At 75.0% G+C, this 21,529-nt stretch carries 19 protein-coding genes, 1 pseudogene and 1 riboswitch; of the genes and pseudogenes, 6 read left to right on the top strand and 14 right to left on the bottom strand.

Annotated elements, in window-relative coordinates:
* Window positions 1-109 precede the first annotated feature (109 nt).
* The 4 genes from argB to JN535_RS15495 all read right to left on the bottom strand — a co-directional run bounded on the left by argB (window position 110) and on the right by JN535_RS15495 (window position 5,433).
* Window positions 110-1,096 carry an acetylglutamate kinase gene (gene argB / locus JN535_RS15510; RefSeq protein WP_205206468.1) on the bottom strand — a complete coding sequence of 329 codons (987 nt, stop codon included), beginning with the start codon at window positions 1,094-1,096 and terminating at the stop codon, window positions 110-112.
* Window positions 1,093-2,304, bottom strand: a complete 1,212-nt coding sequence (argJ, locus tag JN535_RS15505; protein ID WP_205206467.1) for a bifunctional glutamate N-acetyltransferase/amino-acid acetyltransferase ArgJ — start codon at window positions 2,302-2,304, stop codon at window positions 1,093-1,095. The genes argB and argJ overlap by 4 nt, the downstream gene beginning before the upstream one ends.
* Window positions 2,301-3,395 carry an N-acetyl-gamma-glutamyl-phosphate reductase gene (gene argC / locus JN535_RS15500; RefSeq protein ID WP_205206466.1) on the bottom strand — a complete coding sequence of 365 codons (1,095 nt, stop codon included), beginning with the start codon at window positions 3,393-3,395 and terminating at the stop codon, window positions 2,301-2,303. The genes argJ and argC overlap by 4 nt, the downstream gene beginning before the upstream one ends.
* A 367-nt stretch (window positions 3,396-3,762) precedes the next feature.
* A complete protein-coding gene (locus JN535_RS15495; protein ID WP_205206465.1) occupies window positions 3,763-5,433 on the bottom strand; it encodes a 2-isopropylmalate synthase in 1,671 nt (556 codons plus the stop codon).
* 267 nt (window positions 5,434-5,700) lie between these two features.
* On the opposite strand from JN535_RS15495, the gene JN535_RS15490 reads away from it, so the two are divergent.
* The 4 genes from JN535_RS15490 to JN535_RS15475 are packed head-to-tail and all read left to right on the top strand — an operon-like array spanning window position 5,701 to window position 8,563.
* Window positions 5,701-6,411, top strand: a complete 711-nt coding sequence (locus JN535_RS15490; RefSeq protein WP_205206464.1) for a FadR/GntR family transcriptional regulator — start codon at window positions 5,701-5,703, stop codon at window positions 6,409-6,411.
* Window positions 6,408-7,289 carry an ABC transporter ATP-binding protein gene (locus tag JN535_RS15485; protein WP_205206463.1) on the top strand — a complete coding sequence of 294 codons (882 nt, stop codon included), beginning with the start codon at window positions 6,408-6,410 and terminating at the stop codon, window positions 7,287-7,289. Before JN535_RS15490 ends, JN535_RS15485 begins: the two co-directional genes overlap by 4 nt.
* A 9-nt stretch (window positions 7,290-7,298) precedes the next feature.
* Window positions 7,299-8,294 carry a quinone oxidoreductase family protein gene (locus JN535_RS15480; protein WP_205206462.1) on the top strand — a complete coding sequence of 332 codons (996 nt, stop codon included), beginning with the start codon at window positions 7,299-7,301 and terminating at the stop codon, window positions 8,292-8,294.
* Window positions 8,291-8,563 (top strand): hypothetical protein, encoded by a 273-nt coding sequence (locus tag JN535_RS15475; protein WP_205206461.1) that lies wholly within the window; start codon window positions 8,291-8,293, stop codon window positions 8,561-8,563. Before JN535_RS15480 ends, JN535_RS15475 begins: the two co-directional genes overlap by 4 nt.
* 12 nt (window positions 8,564-8,575) lie before the next feature.
* On the opposite strand, the gene thiD is transcribed toward JN535_RS15475, so the two are convergent.
* The 10 genes and pseudogenes from thiD to infC form a co-directional block, all read right to left on the bottom strand.
* Entirely contained in the window at window positions 8,576-9,520 is a 945-nt protein-coding gene (gene thiD, locus JN535_RS15470; protein ID WP_205206460.1) for a bifunctional hydroxymethylpyrimidine kinase/phosphomethylpyrimidine kinase, read from the bottom strand.
* Window positions 9,513-9,607, bottom strand: a riboswitch (TPP riboswitch). It overlaps the preceding gene by 8 nt.
* Before the next feature lie 82 nt (window positions 9,608-9,689).
* A complete protein-coding gene (locus JN535_RS15465) occupies window positions 9,690-10,361 on the bottom strand; it encodes a YceI family protein (RefSeq protein ID WP_205206459.1) in 672 nt (223 codons plus the stop codon).
* Window positions 10,362-10,580: 219 nt separating this feature from the next.
* A complete protein-coding gene (locus JN535_RS15460; protein WP_205206458.1) occupies window positions 10,581-11,459 on the bottom strand; it encodes an SDR family oxidoreductase in 879 nt (292 codons plus the stop codon).
* Window positions 11,456-14,077 carry a phenylalanine--tRNA ligase subunit beta gene (gene pheT, locus JN535_RS15455; protein WP_205206457.1) on the bottom strand — a complete coding sequence of 874 codons (2,622 nt, stop codon included), beginning with the start codon at window positions 14,075-14,077 and terminating at the stop codon, window positions 11,456-11,458. The genes JN535_RS15460 and pheT overlap by 4 nt, the downstream gene beginning before the upstream one ends.
* Window positions 14,077-15,204 (bottom strand): phenylalanine--tRNA ligase subunit alpha, encoded by a 1,128-nt coding sequence (gene pheS, locus JN535_RS15450; protein ID WP_205206456.1) that lies wholly within the window; start codon window positions 15,202-15,204, stop codon window positions 14,077-14,079. The genes pheT and pheS overlap by 1 nt, the downstream gene beginning before the upstream one ends.
* Window positions 15,205-15,564: 360 nt before the next feature.
* A complete protein-coding gene (gene thpR, locus JN535_RS15445; RefSeq protein WP_205206455.1) occupies window positions 15,565-16,239 on the bottom strand; it encodes an RNA 2',3'-cyclic phosphodiesterase in 675 nt (224 codons plus the stop codon).
* Entirely contained in the window at window positions 16,236-17,135 is a 900-nt protein-coding gene (locus JN535_RS15440; RefSeq protein ID WP_205206494.1) for a TrmH family RNA methyltransferase, read from the bottom strand. The genes thpR and JN535_RS15440 overlap by 4 nt, the downstream gene beginning before the upstream one ends.
* Window positions 17,136-17,203: 68 nt before the next feature.
* Entirely contained in the window at window positions 17,204-17,590 is a 387-nt protein-coding gene (gene rplT, locus JN535_RS15435) for a 50S ribosomal protein L20 (protein ID WP_024840664.1), read from the bottom strand.
* 67 nt (window positions 17,591-17,657) lie between these two features.
* Window positions 17,658-17,852, bottom strand: coding sequence for a 50S ribosomal protein L35 (gene rpmI / locus JN535_RS15430; protein WP_047233980.1), 195 nt, complete (start codon window positions 17,850-17,852; stop codon window positions 17,658-17,660).
* Between the two features lie 506 nt (window positions 17,853-18,358).
* A pseudogene (infC, locus tag JN535_RS20895) lies at window positions 18,359-18,940 on the bottom strand (translation initiation factor IF-3); the annotation flags it as partial.
* 381 nt (window positions 18,941-19,321) lie between these two features.
* Between infC and JN535_RS15420 the strand changes: the two are divergent.
* Together JN535_RS15420 and JN535_RS15415 are read left to right on the top strand one after the other, a co-directional pair.
* Window positions 19,322-19,786, top strand: a complete 465-nt coding sequence (locus tag JN535_RS15420; protein WP_205206454.1) for a Fur family transcriptional regulator — start codon at window positions 19,322-19,324, stop codon at window positions 19,784-19,786.
* Window positions 19,787-19,900: 114 nt separating this feature from the next.
* Window positions 19,901-21,415, top strand: coding sequence for a catalase (locus JN535_RS15415; RefSeq protein ID WP_205206453.1), 1,515 nt, complete (start codon window positions 19,901-19,903; stop codon window positions 21,413-21,415).
* Window positions 21,416-21,529 lie beyond the last annotated feature (114 nt).

The following is a 21,529-nucleotide window of genomic DNA, read 5'->3' as shown; positions in this document are numbered from 1 at the left end:
ACGGCGTGGCTGTAGCGGTCGGTCCACTGCGCGACGGAGCCGTCGGCCGGGGTCGCCACGGCGCTCGTCGGTGCGGGCGCGGGCGCGCCCGTCGGGTGGTCGAGGGCGTTCACGCGGTTCCTCCGGCGGTGGTGGCGGGCGTGGGCACCGGGGCGCCCGCGGGGTCGGGGACGACCATGGTCCCGTTGCCCTGGGTGGTGAAGACCTCGAGCAGCGTCGAGTGCGGCACGCGGCCGTCGATCACGGTCGCGGCGGGGACCCCGCCCTCGACGGCGCGCAGGCACGCCTCCATCTTGGGGACCATGCCCGCCGAGAGCGACGGCAGGAGCGCCGCGAGCTCCGAGCGCGTGATCTGCGCGACGAGCGAGTCCTTGTCCGGCCACGACGTGTACAGGCCCTCGACGTCGGTCAGCACGACGAGCTTCTTCGCGCCGAGCGCGACCGCGAGCGCCGCGGCCGCGGTGTCGGCGTTGACGTTGAGCACCTGGGTCGGGTCCTCGAGGTCCGGCGCGATCGTCGAGACGACGGGGATGCGGCCGGCGTCGAGCAGGTCCTGGACCGCGGCCGGGTGCACCTCGACGACGTCGCCGACGAGCCCGACGTCGACCGGCTCGCCGTCGACGGTCGCGTGCCGGCGCTGGGCCTGCAGCAGGCCGCCGTCCTCGCCCGAGAGCCCGACGGCGTACGGGCCGTGCGCGTTGATCAGGCCGACGAGCTCGCGCGAGACCTGGCCGGTGAGGACCATGCGCACGACGTCCATCGCCTCGGGCGTCGTGACGCGCAGGCCCCCACGGAACTCGGACTCGATGCCGAGCCGGTCGAGCATCGCGGAGATCTGCGGGCCCCCGCCGTGCACGACGACGGGGCGCAGCCCGACGCGGCGCAGGAACACCATGTCCTCGGCGAACGCGGCCTTGAGCGTGTCGTCGACCATGGCGTTGCCGCCGTACTTGACGACGACGAGCGCGCCGGCGAACTCCTGCAGCCACGGCAGGGCCTCGACGAGCACCTCGGCCTTCTGCTCGGGGCGCAGGTCCGTGCGCGTGTCGAACGCGGCGTCGTCCGGGTGGGGCGTGGGCGTGGTGGGGTCGCTCATGAGGAGTAGGCGCTGTTCTCGTGGACGTAGTCGTGCGTGAGGTCGTTGGTCCAGACGGTCGCGCTCGCGGAGCCGGCGTGCAGGTCGATCTCGACGCGCACCTCCCGCTCGGCGGCGAGATCGACGAGCTCGCGCGGCTCGCCCACTCCCCCGGCCCGGCACACCTGGACGCCGTTCACCGCGACGTCGAGCAGGAGCGCGTCGAAGGGGGCGACGTCCTCGGGGACCGTCCCGACGGCGGACACGATGCGGCCCCAGTTCGGGTCGTTGCCGAAGATGGCGGTCTTGAAGAGGTTGGAGCGGGTCACGGCGCGCGCGACGGCGACCGCGGCGTCCTCGCTCGACGCGCCCGCCACGGTGACGGCCACCTCGTGGCTCGCGCCCTCGGCGTCGGCCACGAGCTGGCGCGCGAGCGACCCGCACGCCTCGGTGACGGCGTCGGTGAGAGCGTCGAGCCCGACCTCGACGCCGGACGCGCCCGAGGCCAGGAGGATCACGGTGTCGTTGGTCGACATGCAGCCGTCGGAGTCGACGCGGTCGAACGTCGTGCGGGTCGCGGCCCGCAGCGCGGCGTCGGCCGTCGCGGCGTCGACGACGGCGTCCGTCGTCAGCACGCAGAGCATGGTCGCGAGGCCCGGCGCGAGCATGCCCGCGCCCTTCGCCATCCCGCCGACGGACCACGTCGCGGCGCCGTCGGTCGCGGTGGCGTCCGTGGTCTCGCGGACCACGGAGACCGTCTTCGGCACGGTGTCCGTCGTCATGATCGCGAGCGCGGCGTCGCCGCCGCCGTCGACCGTGGCGACCGGGTCCGCGAGCGCCGCGGCGGCCGCGTCCACGCCCGCGAGGAGCTTGTCCATGGGCAGGCGCACGCCGATGAGGCCGGTCGAGCAGACGAGCACGTCGCCCGCCGACGTCGCGAGCACGTCGGCCACGTGCTCCGCCGTCCGGTGCGTGTCGGCGAAGCCCTCCGGGCCCGTGCACGCGTTGGCCCCGCCCGAGTTGAGCACGACGGCCGTCGCGCGCCCGTCGCTCACCGCCTGCCGGGTCCAGGCGACCGGTGCGGCGAACACGCGGTTCGTCGTGAGGACGGCCGCGGCGACGTCGAGCGGCCCGTCGTTGACGACGAGCGCGACGTCCCGCCCGCCCGTGGACTTGAGCCCGGCGGCGACGCCGGCGGCCCGGAAGCCCTGCGGGGTGGTGACGGTCACGGGGCGACCCCCTCGGTCGTGAGGCCGGCCGTCTGCGGCAGGCCGAGCGCGATGTTCATGGACTGCACCGCGGCGCCCGCGGTGCCCTTGACGAGGTTGTCGATCGCCGTGACGGTGACGACGCGGCCCGCCGCGTGGTCGACCGCGACCTGGACGAGCGCCGTGTTGGCGCCGAGCGTCATCGCCGTCGTGGGCCACCGGCCCGCGGGCAGCACCCGGACGAACGGCTCGCCGACGTACGCGTCCTCCCAGGCCCGGCGGACGCGCGCGTCGAGCGCCGCGGGGTCGAGGCGCGCGGCGTCGTCGGACAGGCGCGCCGTCACCGTGGCGAGGATCCCGCGCGACATCGGTACGAGCGTCGGCGTGAACGAGATGCTCACGTCCGGTGCGCCCGCGGCCCGCAGGTTCTGCGCGATCTCCGGGATGTGCCGGTGCGACCCGCCGACGGCGTACGGCTGCGCCGACCCGAGCGCCTCCGACGCGAGCAGGTGCGGCTTGAGCGACTTGCCGGCGCCCGAGTACCCGTTGGCGAGCACCGCGACGAGATCGCGCGCCTCGACGAGCCCGGACGCGATCCCCGGCTGGATGCCGAGCGTGACCGCCGTGACGTTGCAACCAGGCACCGCGATGCGGCGCACCCCGGCGAGCTTCTCGCGCTGCTTGGTCTCGCGCGCGCCCGCCCCGGCATCGCTCGTGAGCAGCAGCTCCGGCAGTCCGTACGGCCACGTGCCCGCGTGCTCCGACCCGTAGAACGCGACCCAGTCCCCCGCCGACTCGAGCCGGTGGTCCGCGCCGAGGTCCAGCACGAGCACGTCGTCCGGGAGCTGCGCCGCGATCTCGCCCGACGCGCCGTGCGGCAGCGCGAGGACGACGACGTCGTGCCCCACGAGGTGCTCGACGCTCGTCGGCAGCAGCACGCGGTCGGCGAGGGATCGCAGGTGCGGCTGGTGCTCACCGAGGAGCGTGCCCGCGTTGCTGTGCGCCGTGACGGCGCCGATCTCCACCTCCGGGTGCCCGGCGAGCAGGCGGAGCGTCTCCCCGCCTGCGTACCCGGACGCACCCGCGACCGCGACTCTGATCGTCATATGCATCACTATACATACTTATGCAATGCCCGGGTCGAAGGTCCCGTCGACTGTACGCGTGGTCGGGTCCGCGGTGGGTCGGGTCTCCTGCCCGCGGGGTCGGGTCCGCGGTGGGGTCGGACCGTGTGCTTGGACTGGCGCACCGTCACCTCGGTCTTCCGGCCGGAAGTTCTAGGAGTGCGCCTTTGACGTCCTTCGCACACGGTCCGACCCCACCGCTCGTCCTGCGCGTCGCCGCAGGGGCCGTGGCAGCCAGGCGGTCCGGTCCGGCCGAGTGGCGAGAAGCGGCCCTATCAGACCTCGCTCGGGGGCCACTTCTGGCCTCTCGTCGCCACGCGTCCAGCTCGTCCCGCGGGCGGTGAGCTCGACGACCTCAGACCGTCGCCGCGCAGACGGCGCGGACGCTCGCTCCCAGGACGGACGCGTCGCGGCCCACGGTCCAGAGCGGGGTGCCGTCGGGGCCGCGGTGCTCCAGGTAGGTGACCGCGGTCGCGTCGCTGCCGGTCCCGACGGACTGCTGCGCGAGCGAGAGGATCTCGACGGGACGGCCGAGACGGGCGAGCGCGTCGACCAGGACGTCGACCGCTCCGGCCCCGGTTCCGGACGTGGTGACCTGCGCGCCGTCGACGGTGAGCACGAGGTCGAGGCGCTCCGTCCCGTCGTCGGCACGTCGGATCGTCCAGGAGACGGGCTCGACGGCGCCCGGCCGAGCGTAGGCCGCGTCGAAGAGCGCGAGGAGGGCGTCGGGCGTCACCTCGGTGCCGGTGGCGTCGGCGTGCTCCTGGACGCGGCGCGCGAGGTCGACCTGGAGGCCGCGGGGCAGGTCGAGGCCGTGCACGGAGTGCAGCACGTACGCGACGCCGCCCTTGCCGGACTGGCTGTTGACGCGGACGAGGGCCTCGTACGACCGTCCGAGGTCGGCGGGGTCGACCGGCAGGTACGGCACGCGCCACGGCGCGACCGCGGGATCGAGGCCTGCGGCCGCCGCGTCGGCCCGGTGCCGCGCCATGCCCTTGCGGATCGCGTCCTGGTGCGTGCCGGAGTAGGCGGTGTGGACCAGCTCGCCCACGTAGGGGTGGCGCGGGTGCACGTCGATCCGGTTGCACGCCACGACGACGTCGCGGATCCCGTCGAGGTCGGAGAAGTCGATCATCGGGTCGACGCCCTGCGCGTGGAGGTTGAGGCCGAGGGTCACGAGGTCGACGTTCCCGGTGCGCTCGCCGTTGCCGAAGAGGCATCCCTCGACGCGCTGCGCCCCGGCGAGGACGGCGAGCTCGGCGCACGCGACGCCGGTCCCGCGGTCGTTGTGCGGGTGGACGGAGAGGATCACGGAGTCGCGCCGTGCGAGGTGGCGGTCCATGTACTCGATCTGGTCGGCGTAGACGTTGGGCGTCGCGACCTCGACGGTCGCGGGCAGGTTGAGGATCACGGGGCGCTGCGGCGTCGCGTCCCAGAGCGTCGTCATGCGGTCGCACACGTCCAGCACGTAGTCGGGCTCGGTGAGGTTGAAGACCTCGGGCGAGAACTCGAAGCGGACGCGCGGGTCGTCGCCGGCGTGGCGCAGCACGTCGGTCCCCGCGTCGGTGATGAGGCGGGCGAGGTCCTCGCGGTCGCGGCCGAGCACGACGTCGCGCCACACGGGCGCCGTCGCGGTGTACACGTGGACGACGACGGGGTTGCGCAGGCCCCGCACCGCCTCGAACGTGCGCGCGACGAGGTCGGCCCGCGCGGCGGTGAACACCACGACCGTGACGTGCTCGGGCGCGAGGTCGGTCTCGGCGAGCAGGCGCACGAAGTCGAAGTCGGTCTGCGACGCCGACGGGTAGCCCACCTCGATCTCGGTGTATCCCATCGCGACGAGCAGGTCGAAGAAGCGGCGCTTGCGCGCGGGGTCCATCGGCTCCGCGAGCGCCTGGTTCCCGTCGCGCAGGTCGACCGGGACCCACAGCGGCGCCTGGGTGAGGCGTCGGGAGGGCCACCGGCGGTCGGGCAGGTCCGGCACCTCGACCCGCGCGTGGACGTCGGCGTAGCGGGACGAGGGCATGCGCGAGGGCCGTTGGCGATTCCAGGGCGGAACGCACGCCGTGGTACCGCGAGCGGGGGCGGGCGTGGAGGTGCTGACAAGGGTCATGGCTGTCCTTCGGGTCGCACCCCGTGAGCACGGGGCGGTGGGCGACCGGCGCGCGACGGATCCCCACGGCGGGGTGCCGGTCCGGTCAGACCCCGCCGTGGCGGCGAAGGAGGAGCGCCGTCCAGGACATGCCGGGTACGCTAGCGCCGAACAAGTCCTCAGACAACCTGAGAGGTTTCCATGACCGCGCTGCATCGGCGCCCCCTCGCGGACCAGGCGGCCGAGCTACTGCTCGACCGCGTGCGCTCCGGCGTCTGGCCCCTCGACCACCGGCTGCCCGGCGAGCAGGCGCTCGCGACCGAGCTCGGCGTCGGGCGTTCCACCGTCCGCGAGGCGATCCGCCAGCTCGCGGGACGCGGCGTGCTCGACAGTCGGCAGGGGTCGGGCGTCTACGTCGTGTCGACCGACACCGCGGACGACTGGGACGAGGTGCTGCGCCGCGGCGAGATCGTGGACGTGCTCGAGGTGCGCGCCGCGCTCGAGGCCGAGGCCGCGGGCCTCGCCGCCACGCGCCGTACCCCCGCCGACCTCCGCGCGATGACGACGGCGCTCGCGCGCCGCGGGCAGGTCCCGGCGACGTCGTCGGCCGCCGAGTACGTGGACGCGGACCTCGTCTTCCACCGGGCGGTCGTCGACGCCGCGCACAACGTCGTGCTGGGCGAGCTGTTCGCGACCTTCGTGCCGCGCCTGCGTCGCGCGATGGTCGCGATGGTCGACCTCGACCGCGCGGGCGAGGCGCACCGGCACGACCAGGACGCGCACGAGGCGATCCTCGACGCGGTGCGCGACCGCGACGCGGCGCGCGCGTCCGCGGCGGCGCGCGAGCATCTCGCGGCCGTCCACGCCGAGGTCGCCGGGCGCGGCCCCCGGGCGGCGGGCGGTGACCGGTGAGCGCCGCGGTCCTGTCCCTGCGCGGCGTCGACCTGGTGCGCGACGGGCGCGCGATCCTCGACGGTGTCGACCTCGACGTCCGGGCGGGCGAGCACTGGGCGCTCCTGGGACCCAACGGCGCCGGGAAGAGCACGATCCTCGGGCTCTGCGGGGCGCGCCGCCACCCGACCCGGGGCACGGTCCACGTGCTCGGCGAGCGCCTGGGCCGCGTGGACATCCAGACGCTGCACCGCCGCATCGGTCATGTCGACCCGCGTCACGACCTGCGCTCGCCGCTGACCGTGCTCGAGGTGACCCTGACCGGCCTCACGGGGACCGTCGACTGGCGCCCGCGCTGGCAGCCGACCTCGGACGAGGTCGCCCTCGCCCGAGGTCTCGTCGCCGACCTCGGTCTCGCGCACCGCGCGCACGACCCCTGGCCGACGCTCTCCCAGGGCGAGCGGGGGCGCGCGCTCGTGGCGCGCGCCCTCCTGCCCGACCCCGCACTCCTGCTGCTCGACGAGCCGTCCACGGGACTCGACGTGGCCGCGCGCGAGCAGCTCCTCGAGACGCTCGACGCCGTGCGCGCGACCCGGCCGCACGTCGCCTCCGTGCTCGTGACGCACCACCTCGAGGAGCTGCCGACCACGACGAGCCACGCGCTCCTGCTCGCGCACGGCCGTGTCGTCGTCGCCGGAGCCGCGCAGGACGTGCTCGTCACGGAGCACGTCACGCGCTGCTTCGACCACCCGGTCCACGTCGAGCGCCGGTTCGGGCGCTGGCACGCCACGGCCGGGCACGCGCGACCGCCGCGCCTCGTCGGGGACGACACGGCCGTCGGGACGGCGTCCCGCGCCGCGGCCGTCCGGCCGGCGGCCGCGACCGCCGCACGACCCTAGGCTGGGGCCATGCACGCGATCGTGGCCCGCGCGGCGGGCGGCCCCGAGGTCCTCGACCACACCGAGCTGCCCGACCCGTCGCCGGGTCCCGGGCAGCTCCTCGTCCGCTCCGCGGTGGCGGGCGTGAACTTCATCGACACGTACAAGCGCTCCGGCGTGTACGCGATGGAGTACCCGCACGTCGTCGGGAGCGAGGGGGCGGGCGTCGTCGCGGAGGTCGGCGAGGGCGTCGAGGGGTTCGCCGTCGGCGACCGAGTCGTGTGGACCGAGGCGCCCGGGTCGTACGCGGACCTCGTCCTCGTCGACGCCGCGCAGGCGCTGCACGTGCCGGACGCCGTCTCGCTCGAGGACGCGACCGCCGTCGCGCTCCAGGGCCTCACCGCGCACTACCTGTGCACGTCGTCCTACCCCGTCCGCCCGGGCGACCGCGTGCTCGTGCACGCGGGCGCGGGCGGCGTCGGGCTGCTCCTGACCCAGATGCTCGTCGCGCGGGGCGCGCACGTGATCTCGACGGTCTCGACGCCGGAGAAGGCGGAGCTCTCGCGCGGTGCGGGCGCCGAGCACGCGATCCAGTACACGGCGTTCGCGGACCTCACCGCGGAGCTCCCCGAGGTCGTGCGCGGGCTCACGGGCGGCGAGGGCGTCGCGGCGGTGTACGACTCGGTCGGCAAGGACACGTTCGACGCGTCGCTCGCGTCGCTGCGCCGCCGGGGCACGCTCGTGCTCTACGGGGGCTCCTCCGGCCAGGTCCCGCCGTTCGACCCGCAACGCCTCAACGCCGGCGGGTCGCTGTTCCTCACGCGACCCAAGCTCGCCGACCACACCGCGACGCGCGCGGAGCTCGTCGAGCGCGCGACCGAGGTGCTCGGCGCGGTCGCGGGCGGCACGCTGCACGTGCGGATCGGCGCGACGTTCGCGCTCGCCGACGCCGCCGACGCGCACCGGGCGCTCGAGGGCCGCGCGACCACGGGCAAGGTCCTCCTCCGCCCCGAGGGCACCGCGTGAGCTGGGACTGGGTGCCGCCCCGGCCGGGCGAGGAGGGCGGGTCCGGCGGCGGCCCATCCCCCGCGCTGCGCCGCACCGTGACGGTCCTCGCCGTCCTGCTCACCGCGGCCCTCGCCGTCTACTGGGTGACCGTCGGGGTGCGCCAGCAGGCGGACGCGTGCGTCGCCGACCGTCCCGCCGACGTCGCCCCACAGGACGTCGTGGCGACCTGGCGGTGGTGGCCGCCCGGCTACGACTGCGCCGTCGCGCAGCCGACGACCCGCGCCTGACGCGCGGGCAGATCAGGCCGGCGCGACGGGTGCCACGGCGTGCAGGTGGTCGACCGGACCGCGGCCCGTCCCGACCTGCAGCGCGGCGCCGGCGCGCAGCGCTCCGGTGAGCCACTCCTTCGCGTCGCGCGCGGCCTCCACCCAGCCCGCGCGCTGGGGGCGCAGGGCCGCGAGCGCCGCGGAGAGCGAGCACCCGGTGCCGTGGGTGTGCGGTGTGTCCACGCGCGCGGCCTCGAACGTGGTGACCCTGGGCGCGGCGCCCGGGACCGTGGCGGGCTCGACGAGGGCGTCGGGTGACGTCGCGCCGGTGAGGTGGCCGCCCTTGAGCAGCACGACGGCGCCGCTCGCCGCCGCGTACGACGCAGCCTGGTCCAGAGCCCCGTCCCACGTCGTCGCGACGGCGCGTCCCGCGAGGACGGCGAGCTCGGGCAGGTTGGGCGTCACGACGTCGGCCCGCGCGGCGAGGTCGCGCACGGCCTGCTCCGCGCCCGGATCGAGCAGGCGGTGCCCCGACGTGGCGACCATGACGGGGTCGAGCACGACCCAGGGCCGCGAGATCCCGGCGTCGGTCCGGGTCGCGGCGAGCGCGTCGAGCCACGCCCCGATCTCGCGCGCGTTCGGCTCGTCGGCGACCATGCCGATCTTCACGGCGTCGATCTCGACGTCGTCGGACACCGCGTCGAGCTGCTCGCGCAGGAACTCGGGGCCGGGGACGTGCACGGAGCGCACGCCGTGCGTGTTCTGCGCGACGAGCGCCGTCGTCACGGCCATCCCGTAGGCGCCGTGCGCGGCGAAGGCCTTGAGGTCGGCCTGGATGCCCGCTCCCCCGGTGGGATCGGTGCCGGCGACCGACAGGACGCGCGGCCGGGAGGGCCCGCCGGGTGCCCCTGGGGACCCGGGTACGGGGACGGTCGCGGGGCGGGAGGCGGGGTCGTGCTGGGGCAGGGCGAGCGTCATCGCCGGACATCCCTTCGCTGGTACGAGCCAGAGCAGGTTCGACGGGTCTCATCTCAGCCCCGTGGCGGGGCACCCCGTGTCGCTCGCCATGCTACGTCCTGCGGGCCGGACGCCCGAGCCCGGTCTTGCGCCGCGCGTCTCGCGTGCTCGACTCGTCCCGCGGGACGCCTCAGGCCTGGAGGATCGCCTCGCCCGCGATCTCGAGACCGATCTTCTTGCCCACGAGGAAGCCGCCGGTCTCGAGGAGCACGTTCCAGACCAGGCCGTAGCTCTCGCGGTCGATCTCTCCCGCGGCGTGGAAGCCGAAGATGTCCCGGCCGTAGGGGTCGCGGCGCGCGCCCCCGTACTGCATCGACAGCACCGTCCGGTGGGTGACACCCCGGACGGTGAGCAGCCCGTGGACGAGGAACCGTCCCTGTGCGGCCCGGGGTTGCACACGGTCCTGCGAGAGCTCTGCCCGCTCGGGCGAGCGGTTGCGCAGCCGTGCCCACGCGAGGATCTGGTCCTGCTGCTCGCCGTGCCAGTCGACCGACGTGCTGCGGAACTCGATCGTCGGGTACGCGTCGACGTCGAGGAAGTCGGGGCTGCGCAGGTGCGCGTCGCGCTCCTCGTGGTGGGTCGTGAGGCTCGCCGTCTCGATGGTCGCCGTCACGGCCGACGCGAGGGGGTCCTCGCCGACCAGGATCGTCGCGCTCGCCCGGGTGAACTCGCCCCGGACGGGCGAGACCATCATGTGCATCCCGGTGAACCCGATGCGCTTGTGCGCCTCGTCCAGCGCGTAGGTGCCGGCGTCGGGAACGGTGAGGCCGTTCCACTGCCGGACAGGGCGTGCGGTCGTCATGCGTCGCTCCCAGGCGTCGTCGAGCCGCGACGTCGGTGTCCGCCCGGTACTGGTCAGGTGTCCAGGACAGCATTCCCGATCACTGCGTGAAGTTTCAACCAGATCGCGGGTGATCTCGTCTCGCCCTCGTCCCGGACGCGCGAGCGCCGCCCGACCGTACGGGTCGGGCGGCGCTGCGGGTGCGGCGTCGCGGCGCGCCGAGCGAGGCGCCGCCAAGGGTCAGCGGCTCGGCAGCTCTCCCGGCATCGGGTCGTCCGCGCCCCAGCGCGTCACACGCAGCCGGCGCGCGTCGGGGCCAGGCAGGGGCTCGCCGCGGCGCGCGGCCTCGTCCGCCGCGGCACGCAGCGACTCCGGCGAGTCGTGCGTCACGCGCAGGAACGCGCCCGAGAAGGCGTCGAGCCGGCCGCGGGCGATCGCGACGACCATCTCGACCGTGCGCTCGACCGGCGTCCACTCGGTGCGGCCCTCGTGCATGACCATGGACGCGGTCATGTCGGTCTGCACCACGCCTGGGGAGACCTCGAACGTCCGCAGCCCGCGCGCGTGACCCGAGCGGTGGAGGTTCGCCCCCAGCCGCAGGAGCGCCGTCTTGCTCGCGTTGTACGCGCTCGCGCCGTCCATGTCGTGCGAGCCCGCGCCGCTGTTGAGGTCGACGACGCGGCCCCCACCGCGCGCGAGCATGCCCGGCACCACGGCGCGCGCGAGCAGGAACGGGCCGCGCACGTTGGTCTCGACGATCGCCCACCACTCGTCCGGGTCCGCCTCCCACAGCGGGACCTCGGCGTCGACGCGACCCGCGTTGTTGACGAGGAGGTCGACGCCCCCGAGCGTGGACTCCGCCTGGGCGACAGCAGTCGCGACGGCCGCGGCGTCGGTGACGTCCGCCGTCACGACGACCGCCCGCCCCGCGCCGCTCCCGTCGAGCGCCGCGATCTCGTCGGCCACGCCCGCGAGCCGGTCGGCGTCGCGCGCGAGGAGCGCGACGTCGAGGCCGGCCGCGGCGAGACCGACCGCGATCGCGCGGCCGATGCCGCGCGACGCGCCGGTCACCAGCGCCGTCCGCGCAGGCGCGACGGCGCCCGTGCCGTGCGCGCTCATGCCCGCAGCTCCGCGCCCACGCGCTCGCGCGCCGACGCCACGGCGCCGGCACGGACGCGAGCGACGTCGTCGGCGGTCAGCGTGCGGTCGGCGGCGCGCAGCCGCAGCGAGAACGCGAGCGACTTGCGCCCCGCGCCGACCTGCTCGCCCGTGAAGACGTCGAACAGCGCGGCCTCCTCGACCAGCTCGCCCGCACCGTCGACGATCGCGTCGCGCAGCGCCCGGGCCGTCACGTCCGCGTCCACGACGAACGCGAGGTCCTCCTTGGCGGCGGGGAAGCCCGAGACGGGCGTCGCCTGCACCGGCGCGTCGGACGAGCCCTCGACGAGCGCCGTGAGGTCGACCTCGAACGCCACCGCCCGCGCGGGGAGGCCCAGGTTCTCGACCACCTTGGGGTGCAGCTCGCCCGCGTGCCCGACGACGGTCCCGTCCGCGAGCTCGAGGCGCGAGCAGCGCCCCGGGTGGAACGGTGCCCGCGCGGTGTCCGCGACCACGGTCACGTCGCCGTCTCCCCGGAGTCCCGCACGCTCCGCGACGAGGCGCGCCGCCCGGAGCGCGTCGGTCCAGTCCGCCGCGCGGCCCGGTCCCCACCAGCCGGCGCGCTCGCGGCGACCGACGAGGACGCCGGCCACGTGCCGCGGCTGGGACGGCAGCGCGGCGTCGATCGCCGCGAGCTCGTCGTCGCTCGGCCGGACCCCGCCCGGCAGCGCGGGCGCCGCGGGCGCGCCGGGGCGCGGGTGCGTGACGAGGCCGATCTCGAACAGCGCCACGTCGCCCAGCCCGCGGCCGACGTTGCGGCGCGTGGTCTCCAGCAGCGTGCTCAGCAGGTCCGTGCGCATCAGCGGGCGGTCGTCGGCGAGCGGGTTGAGCAGGCGCACCGCACGACGGCGCACGTCGTCCGCGGGCAGGCGCAGCGCGTCGAGCTCCGCGTCCCCGACGAACGGGTAGCTCAGCGTCTCGACGAACCCGTCCTCCGCGAGCGCCCGCGCGACCGAGCGGCGCACGCGCTGCTCGCGCGTGAGCCCGCGGCCGCCCGGCGCTGCCGGGAGCACCGACGGGATCTCGTCGTACCCGACGAGGCGCGCGACCTCCTCGACCAGCTCGGCGGGCTCGGTGAGGTCGGGACGCCACGACGGCGGGGTCACGCGGACGACGCCCGTCGCGGGGGCGTCGTCCGCGTCGACCGTGCACCCGATCGCCCCGAGCGTCCCGACGACCTGCTCGAGCGTGTACGGCACGCCGACGAGGCGCTCGGCCTCGGCGACCGGGAGGCGGATCGCCGCGGGGGCGGCGACGCGGTCGAGGTCGCTCACGGCGGGGTCCGCGGTGCCGCCGCCGAGCTCGACGAGCAGGTCGACGACGCGCTGCGCCGCGACGGCGGGCAGCAGCGGGTCGACCCCGCGCTCGAACCGCTTGGCGGCCTCGCTCGACAGCTTGTGGCGGCGCGACGTGCGCGCGACGGTCACGGGGTCGAAGTGCGCGGCCTCGACGAGCACGGCCGTCGTCGTCGGACCGACCTCCGAGGAGGCGCCGCCCATGACCCCGGCGAGCCCGAGCACGCGCGCACCGCGCGCGCCGTCGGGGCTGTCGGTGATGAGCAGGTCCTCGGGGTCGAGCGTCCGGTCGACGTCGTCCAGGGTCACGAGGCGCTCCCCCGGCGCCGCGCGACGCACCACGATCGGCGCGGCGACCTTCTCGAGGTCGTACGCGTGCAGCGGCTGCCCGAGGTCGAGCATGACGTAGTTCGTCACGTCGACCGCGAGCGAGATGGGCCGCGTGCCCGACGCCGTGAGGCGGCGCTGCATCCACGCGGGCGTCTGCGCCCCGGGGTCGATCCCCCGCACGACGCGCGTGACGAACCGGTCGCACCCGACGACGCCGTGGACCGGCGTCGCGTCGTCGACCTCGACGGGGAAGCCGTCGGGCGTAGCCGCGGGCGGGGGCGTGGGCAGGGAGCCGGGCAGGCCGGGGTCCGTGAAGCGCGCGCCCGTCGAGTGCGAGAACTCGCGCGCGACGCCGCGATAGGAGAACGCGTACCCCCGGTCGGGCGTCACGTTGATCTCGAGCACCTCGTCGCCCAGCCCGAGCAGCGCGACCGCGTCCTGCCCGGGGGTGAGGTCCTCGGCCGCGTAGCCGAGCCGCGGCAGCACGATGATGCCGTCGTGGTCCTCGCCGAGCCCGAGCTCGCGCTGGGAGCAGATCATGCCGTCGGACACGTGCCCGTACGTCTTGCGGCTCGCGATGGGGAACGGCCCGGGCAGGACGGAGCCCGGCAGCGCGACGACGACGAGGTCGCCCGGTGCGAAGTTGTGGGCACCGCACACGATGCCGCGCGCACCACCCGCCGGCATGTCGGCGGGCTCGACGCCCTTGATCTCGGCGGCGTTGTGCTCCGGCCCGACGTCGACCAGGCACCAGTTGATCGTCTTGCCGTTCTTCTGCGGCTCGGGCGTCATCTCCAGGACGCGCCCGACGACGAGGGGACCCGTCACGGCCGCGCCGTGGATCGCCTCCTCCTCCAGGCCGACGCGGACGAGGTCGGCGGCGAGCCGCTCGGCGGTGAGCCCCTCGGGCAGGTCGACGTGGTCGCCCAGCCAGTCGATGGCGACGTAGGGCATCAGATCTCCGTTCCGAACTGGGCGGAGAAGCGCGCGTCGCCCTCCACCATGTCGTGCATGTCCGCGATCCCGTGACGCAGCATGAGCGTGCGCTCGATGCCCATGCCGAACGCGAAGCCCGAGTACACGTCGGGGTCGACGCCGACGGACCGCAGCACGTTCGGGTTGACCATGCCGCAGCCGCCCCACTCGATCCAGCCGGGCCCGCCCTTCTTCTGCGGGAACCACAGGTCCATCTCGGCGCTCGGCTCGGTGAACGGGAAGTAGCTCGGGCGCAGCCGCGTGCGCGCCTCGGGACCGAACATGGCGCGCGCGAACGCGTCGAGCGTCCCCAGCAGGTTCGCCATGGTCAGGCCCTCGTCGATCGCCAGACCCTCGACCTGGTGGAAGACGGGCGTGTGGGTCGCGTCGAGCGCGTCGGTGCGGAACGTCTTGCCCGGGCACGCGACGTACAGCGGCACGCCGCGCTCCAGGAGCGAGCGCGCCTGCACGGGCGACGTGTGCGTGCGCAGCACGAGGTTCGACGGCGTCGCGGCACCGTCCTCGGAGCCGTCGGCTCCGGCCACGTAGAACGTGTCCTGCATCTGCCGCGCCGGGTGGTCCACGCCGAAGTTCAGCGCGTCGAAGTTGAACCACTCCGCCTCGACCTCGGGGCCCTCCGCGATCTCCCAGCCGAGGCCGACGAAGAAGTCGGCCACGCGCTCCTGGAGCGTCTCCAGCGGGTGCCGCGCGCCCGACGGCACGCGGTCGACCGGGAGCGTGACGTCCACGGCCTCCTCGACGAGCACGCGCTCGTCGCGCTCGGCCTCGAGCTCGGCCTGGCGCGCGGCGAGCGCCTGGTTCACGCGGCCGCGGAGCGGACCGAGGAGCTTGCCGGCGGTCTTCTTGTCGGCGGGCGCGAGCGAGCCGATCTGGCGGTTCGCGAGCGCGAGGGCGCTGCGGTCCCCCGTGTGCTCGGTACGCACGAGCTTGAGCGCGTCGAGGTCGCCGGCACCGGCGATCGCGGCGAGGGCGGCGTCGAGCGCGCGCTGGAGCGCGTCGGCGTCGAGCGGGGAGGGAGCGGTCGGGGTGTCCGGGCCGCCGTCCCCCGTGACGGGGGTGACGACGTCGGCGTCAGGGCTGGACATGCATGCCTTCCTGGCGAGGGCGGGACAGCGGGAGCGGGCGACGACCAGGGCAGGAACCTCGGTGGTGGCCTGGACGGGTGCCGCCTCGCGGGGCGCGGCGCACGGGGCGCGCGCGGGCGCGCGCTGGTGCGCGCGTCGCGGTCATTCTAGGGCGCCCGTCCCGGCCCGGTCCGTCCCGCCGCAGGCGGGAGGAGTGCACGCGTCAGTCGCGCGGGCCCGTGACGGGCCCGGGAAATCGACGACCACCGTGCATGCTCATGGCCCCCATCCTCGCACAGCCGTCCCGCGGCTTCCCGGCAGGCCCGGGCCGGTCCCGCCGTGCGGGGCTCGCCCCCGCGCACGGTCCCGACGTCGTCGTCGTCAGCCGTGCGTCGCCGCTCCGGCCAGCGGGAAGCTCTCGAGCGTGCGGTAGACGCGCCGGCCCGACGTGTCGCCCGGCAGGTCGCCAGGCGCGGACTCGAGCAGCAGGAGCTCGTGCGCGGTCCAGTCGGGGCCCGCGTAGACGGACAGTGCCGCCGCGGGACCGGCGAGCGGGTCGCTGGCGACGAGGTCGGCGACGCCTGCCCCGGGACCGCGTCCGGCGGAGCGCGTGCGACGTCGCGCCTGCCGAGCCCCGGCGCCAGCCCGAGCCACCGTGAGGTGGGCACGCTGCCGCGGTCGCCGGTCGACGTGGACGCCGACCTCGCCGGCCGCCTCGGCCGCGGCGGTGCTGAGGCCGGGGAGCGCGTCCGCGCCGAGACCCCCGACGCCGACCCACAGCACGCGCCGGTCGAAGACGCCGGCGCCGCGCAGGCGCAGCGACAGCCGCGGGGCCTCGCGCGCGACCCGGGCCAGCGCGGCGGCGAGATCGGGCACCGCACCGTCCGGGACCGAGCCGAAGAACGAGACGGTCACATGCCAGAGCTCGGGCGGGGTCCAGCGGACCAGCGGGGCGCCGTCGGGCCGACGCACCTCCTGTGCGTGCGCGCTCGCCAGCGCGAGCGCGAGGTGGTCGAGCGCGGCGGCGCTCGGACGGAGCGCCGCGAACAGGCTCACGCGCCGGTCCCCGGGGCCCCGGCCGGACGCCGGGCGGGTCGGTGCGCCCGGCTGGATGCGTAGAGGCACACCGTCGCGGCGGTCGCGAGGTTGAGCGACTCGGCCAGCCCGCGGATCGGGACGCGGACGACCGCGTCGGCGAGCGCCCGGTCCTCGGCGGGCAGGCCCCAGGCCTCGTTCCCGAAGACCCAGGCGGTCGGGGCCGCGAGGTCGACGCGGCGCTGCTGCCCGTCCCCGGCGCTCCCCGCGCCCTCGGTGCCGGCCGCGTCGAGCAGGTCGTCGAGGTCCAGCCCGCCCGCACCGTCGGCGGCGAGCACGGTGAGCCCGGCGTCGCGCAGCGCGGCCAGCACGTCCGCGAGGCTCACGCCCGTGACGACCGGCAGGTGGAACAGCGAGCCCGCGGTCGAGCGCACGACCTTGGGGTTGTGCACGTCCACGCTCTCCCCCGCGAGCACGACGGCGTCCGCCCCGGCTGCGTCGGCGGCCCGGATCACGGTCCCGGCGTTGCCCGGGTCGCGCACCGTCGCCAGCACCGCGACGAGGCCCGGCCGCTCCCGGCCGGGACCGGCGAGCGCGGCGGCGACCTCCGCGACCGTGGGCTGTTGCGCACGGACCACCGCGAGCACGCCCTGCGCGTCGGCGCTCATCGCGGTGAGCACCTCGGTCGTCGCGACGTGGACGTGCAGGCCCGCGGCGCGGGCGTCGTCGACGATCTCGGGATGACGGTCACCCGAGGCGGGCGTCACGTACACGTCGCGGACGTGCTCGGGGGCGTGCCGCACGGCCTCGCGCACGCCTTGCGGCCCCTCGACGAGGAACTGTCCGTGCCGGGAACGCGCCGGACGCCCGGCCAGCGCACGGACCGCCTTGACCCGGTCGCTGCGAGGGTTCGTCAGCGTGGGGTCGAGCGGGCCGTGCGCCGTCCGGGCGTCCGTGGCCGACTGGCGGCCGGGCGAGGCGCTGGTCAGGCCGCGGCCTTCGGCGCGTTGACGTCCTCGGGGAGCGCGTCCTTGGCGACCTGGACGAGCGCGTTGAACGCGGCCACGTCGTTGACCGCGAGCTCGGCGAGCAGGCGACGGTCGACCTCGACACCCGCGGCCTTGAGGCCCTGGATGAGGCGGTTGTACGTCAGGCCCTGCGCGCGGGACGCCGCGTTGATGCGCTGGATCCACAGCTTGCGGAAGTCGCCCTTGCGCGCCTTGCGGTCGCGGTACGAGTAGACGAGGGAGTGGGTGACCTGCTCCTTCGCCTTGCGGTAGAGGCGCGAGCGCTGGCCGCGGTAGCCGCTGGCGCGCTCGAGGGTCGTACGACGCTTCTTCTGGGCGTTGACCGCCCGCTTCACGCGTGCCACGTGATGCTCCTTGCAGTTCGGGGCTCAGGGGTGAGCCGGTCGGTGGCGGGTACCGCCACCTGCCGGATCACTTGCCGAGCAGCTTCTTGATGGTCTTGACGTCGGCGGGCGAGACCACCTGGTCCTGGGCGAGGCGGCGCTTGCGCTTGGTGGCCTTGTGCTCGAGCAGGTGTCGAGCGTTGGCCTGCTCGCGCATGACCTTCCCGGTACCCGTGATGCGGAAGCGCTTCTTGGCACCCGAGTGCGTCTTGTTCTTCGGCATGACTGCCGTCTCTCCTTGTGTCCGGTCAGCCGCCTCGCGGCGGCCGACGTGTTCGGGTCCTGGCCGGTGGGCCCGGACCCCGAGCAGGGTCGGTCCGTGCTGCCGGCCAGTCAGCCGGCCTTGCCTCGCGGCGCCGGCTTGGGCGCCGGGCGCGGGGCGCTCGGCTTGGGCGCGGCGGGCTTGGGGGCCGCCGGCTTGGCGCCGCCGGCCGCCGGGGCGGACGGGGTCGCCGGGGCGGACGGGGTCGCCGGTGCCGGACGAGGCGCGGCCGGACGCGGCGCGGCGGGCTTCGAGTCCGCGGCCGGTCGGGCCGCGGGTCGCGGCGCCGCGGCCGGACGCGGCGCGGCGGCCTTCGGCGCGGGTGCGGCCTGCGGCGCCGCCTCGACCGGGGCCTCCGCGGGCACCTCGACGGGCGCAGCCGCCTCGGCGGGGGCGGGGGTCGCCTCGGCACCCTCGGGCACGTCGACGTCCTCGCCCTCCGGGCCGTCGACCGTGCGGGCCGCGGCGCGCTGGGCGGACTTGGTCAGCCGGGGCTCGGCCTCCTGCGCCCGCTTGCGCTGCTCGCTCTTGGCGTCGGCCTTCTTCTTCACCGGGCCGAGCACCATGGTCATGTTGCGGCCGTCCTGCTTCGGCATCGACTCCACGAAGCCGAGCTCCGCGACGTCGTCCGCGAGGCGCTGGAGCAGACGCACGCCCATCTCAGGACGGGACTGCTCGCGCCCACGGAACATGATCATGACCTTGACCTTGTCGCCCGCGGCGAGGAAGCGCTCGACGTGGCCCTTCTTGGTGCCGTAGTCGTGCGGGTCGATCTTCAGGCGGAAGCGGATCTCCTTGAGGACCGTGTTCGCCTGGTTGCGCCGCGCCTCACGCGCCTTCATGTCGGACTCGTACTTGAACTTGCCGAAGTCCATGAGCTTGGCGACGGGAGGCCGGGCGTCCGGGGCGACCTCGACGAGGTCGAGGTCCGCGTCCTGGGCAAGGCTCAGGGCAACCTCGGTGCGGACGACGCCGACCTGCTCCCCGCCGGGACCGATGAGTCGGACCTCGGGGACGCGGATCCGATCGTTGATGCGAGGCTCGCTGATGTGATGCTCCTAGGAAGTCGTCGGTAGACCACCCGGGACGAAGAAGGCCTCCGTCCCTGAGCGCAGGGCGGAGGCCATCAGGTCCGGACGTCGCTCCACGGCGACGACCACGGCGGGACGGGACCCCGAAGGGCCTCGCACCGGACCAGGACCCGGCCTCTGTCGCGACGTCCGTCGGCGGTCGAGACCCGGGTGGGATGAGCTCCACTTGCGCACTCGCACCCCTCCCACCGCCCGGAACCGGACGAGGAGACGCGCACGAGTCGGTCAGCCATCAAGGATAGCAGAGAACCACGGGGCTCTCGCACCCGACGCCGGTCGCGAAGTCCGGACCGCCTCCATCATTGGAACTCTTCCAGTTTACGTGGTTAGAGTGGTGGCATGACCACTGGAGCGACGCCCGGCGCGGGGACCGCCCTCGAGGACGGTCTCCGTCGCGCCCGGCACGAGACCGAGCTGCGCGACCACGGCCTGCGCGTCACCGCCGCGCGCCTCGCCGTGCTCGACGCCGTCGAGGTCCAGCAGCACGCCGACGCCGACGACGTCCTGCGCGCCGCGCGCACGGCGCTCGGGTCCGTGTCCGTCCAGGCCGTCTACGACGTCCTGCACACGCTCACCGACAAGGGTCTCGTCCGCCGGATCGAGCCCGCGGGCCACCCCGCGCGGTACGAGCGCCGGCTCGGCGACAACCACCACCACGTGGTGTGCCGGGGCTGCGGCGCCGTCGCCGACGTCGACTGCACCGTCGGCCACGCCCCCTGCCTCACCCCCAGCAGCACGTCGGGGTTCCGCATCGACACCGCCGAGGTCACGTTCTGGGGCCTGTGCCCCGACTGCGCCGACTGACCGCCCACGGACCGCCCCGGGGCTCGTCGCACCTGCGGAGCGCCCGTTTCCTCACGAAGCTCCCTGTTTGAGAACGCCAGTCGGGCCGCGACCGCGGCCCACGGAAGGAGACCCATGACCGCCCCCTTCACCACCACCAACGCCGGCGCGCCCGTCGCCTCGGACGCCCACGCCCAGACCGTCGGCGCCGACGGCCCGATCGTCCTGCACGACCACTACCTCGTCGAGAAGCTCGCCCAGTTCAACCGCGAGCGCGTGCCCGAGCGCGTCGTGCACGCGAAGGGCGGCGGGGCGTTCGGGACGTTCACCGTGACGAACGACGTGAGCGCCTTCACGCGCGCGGCCCTGTTCCAGCCCGGCACGACGACCGAGATGCTCGCGCGCTTCTCCTCCGTCGCCGGCGAGCAGGGCTCCCCCGACACGTGGCGCGACCCCCGCGGGTTCGCGCTGAAGTTCTACACGACCGAGGGCAACTACGACCTCGTCGGCAACAACACGCCCGTGTTCTTCCTGCGCGACGGCATCAAGTTCCCCGACTTCATCCGCTCGCAGAAGCGTCTGCCCGGCTCGAACCTGCGCGACAACGACATGCAGTGGGACTTCTGGACCCTGTCCCCCGAGTCGGCGCACCAGGTGACCTGGCTCATGGGCGACCGCGGCCTCCCGTCGAGCTGGCGCCACATGGACGGGTTCGGCTCGCACACCTACCAGTGGATCAACGCGGCGGGCGAGCGCTTCTGGGTCAAGTACCACTTCAAGACCCAGCAGGGCATCCAGAACCTCACGGCCGACGAGGCGTCGCAGCTCGCCGGGTCGGACTCCGACCACCACATCCGCGACCTGTACGAGCACATCGAGTCGGGCGACTTCCCGCGCTGGACGCTCTCGGTCCAGGTCATGCCGTACGAGGACGCCAAGACGTACCGGTTCAACCCGTTCGACCTCACGAAGGTGTGGCCGCACGCCGACTACCCGCTGGTCGAGGTGGGCGTGATGGAGCTCAACCGCAACCCGGAGAACTACTTCGCGCAGATCGAGCAGGCGACGTTCGCGCCGAGCAACTTCGTGCCCGGCATCGCGACGAGCCCCGACAAGATGCTGCTCGCGCGCATCTTCTCCTACGCCGACGCGCACCGGTACCGCGTGGGCACGAACCACGCGCAGCTCCCCGTGAACGCGCCGCACGCGGCGAGCGAGGGCGGCCACTCGTACGCCAAGGACGGCGCCATGCGCTACTCCTTCTCCTCCGCGACGACGCCGGTCTACGCGCCCAACAGCCGGGGCGGCGCGCACGCCGACCCGGCGCGGGCGGCGGAGTCCGCCGGCTGGGAGTCCGACGGCGAGCTGACGCGCACCGCCGCCACGCTGCACCCCGAGGACGACGACTTCGGCCAGGCGGGCACGCTGTACCGCGAGGTCTTCGACGACGCGGCGCGCGAGCGCTTCCTCGAGACGATCACCGGACACGTCGGTGCCGTGCGCAGCGAGGACATCCGCGAGCGCGCCATCCAGTACTGGACGTACGTCGACGCGGGCCTGGGTCGTGCGCTGCGCGCGGCGCTGGACGCCGCAGGCGCACCGCTGGAGGGCGGCCAGCCCGGCACCGCCGCGGAGCCCGTCCGCGTCTGACCTCCGGGAGGTCGCCCGGCGCGGTCGCACGACGCCGGCCGTCGCCCCGCTCCGGGGGCGGCGGCCGACGTCGTCCTCCGGGTCGCGACGGGAGCCGTCCCGGCCCGCCCGGAC

It is taken from the genome of Cellulosimicrobium cellulans (genome assembly GCF_016921195.1).
GTDB lineage: Bacteria > Actinomycetota > Actinomycetes > Actinomycetales > Cellulomonadaceae > Cellulosimicrobium > Cellulosimicrobium cellulans_F.
The sequence above is the reverse complement of the archived record's forward strand: the minus strand, read 5'-3'. Positions and strand labels throughout refer to the sequence as shown.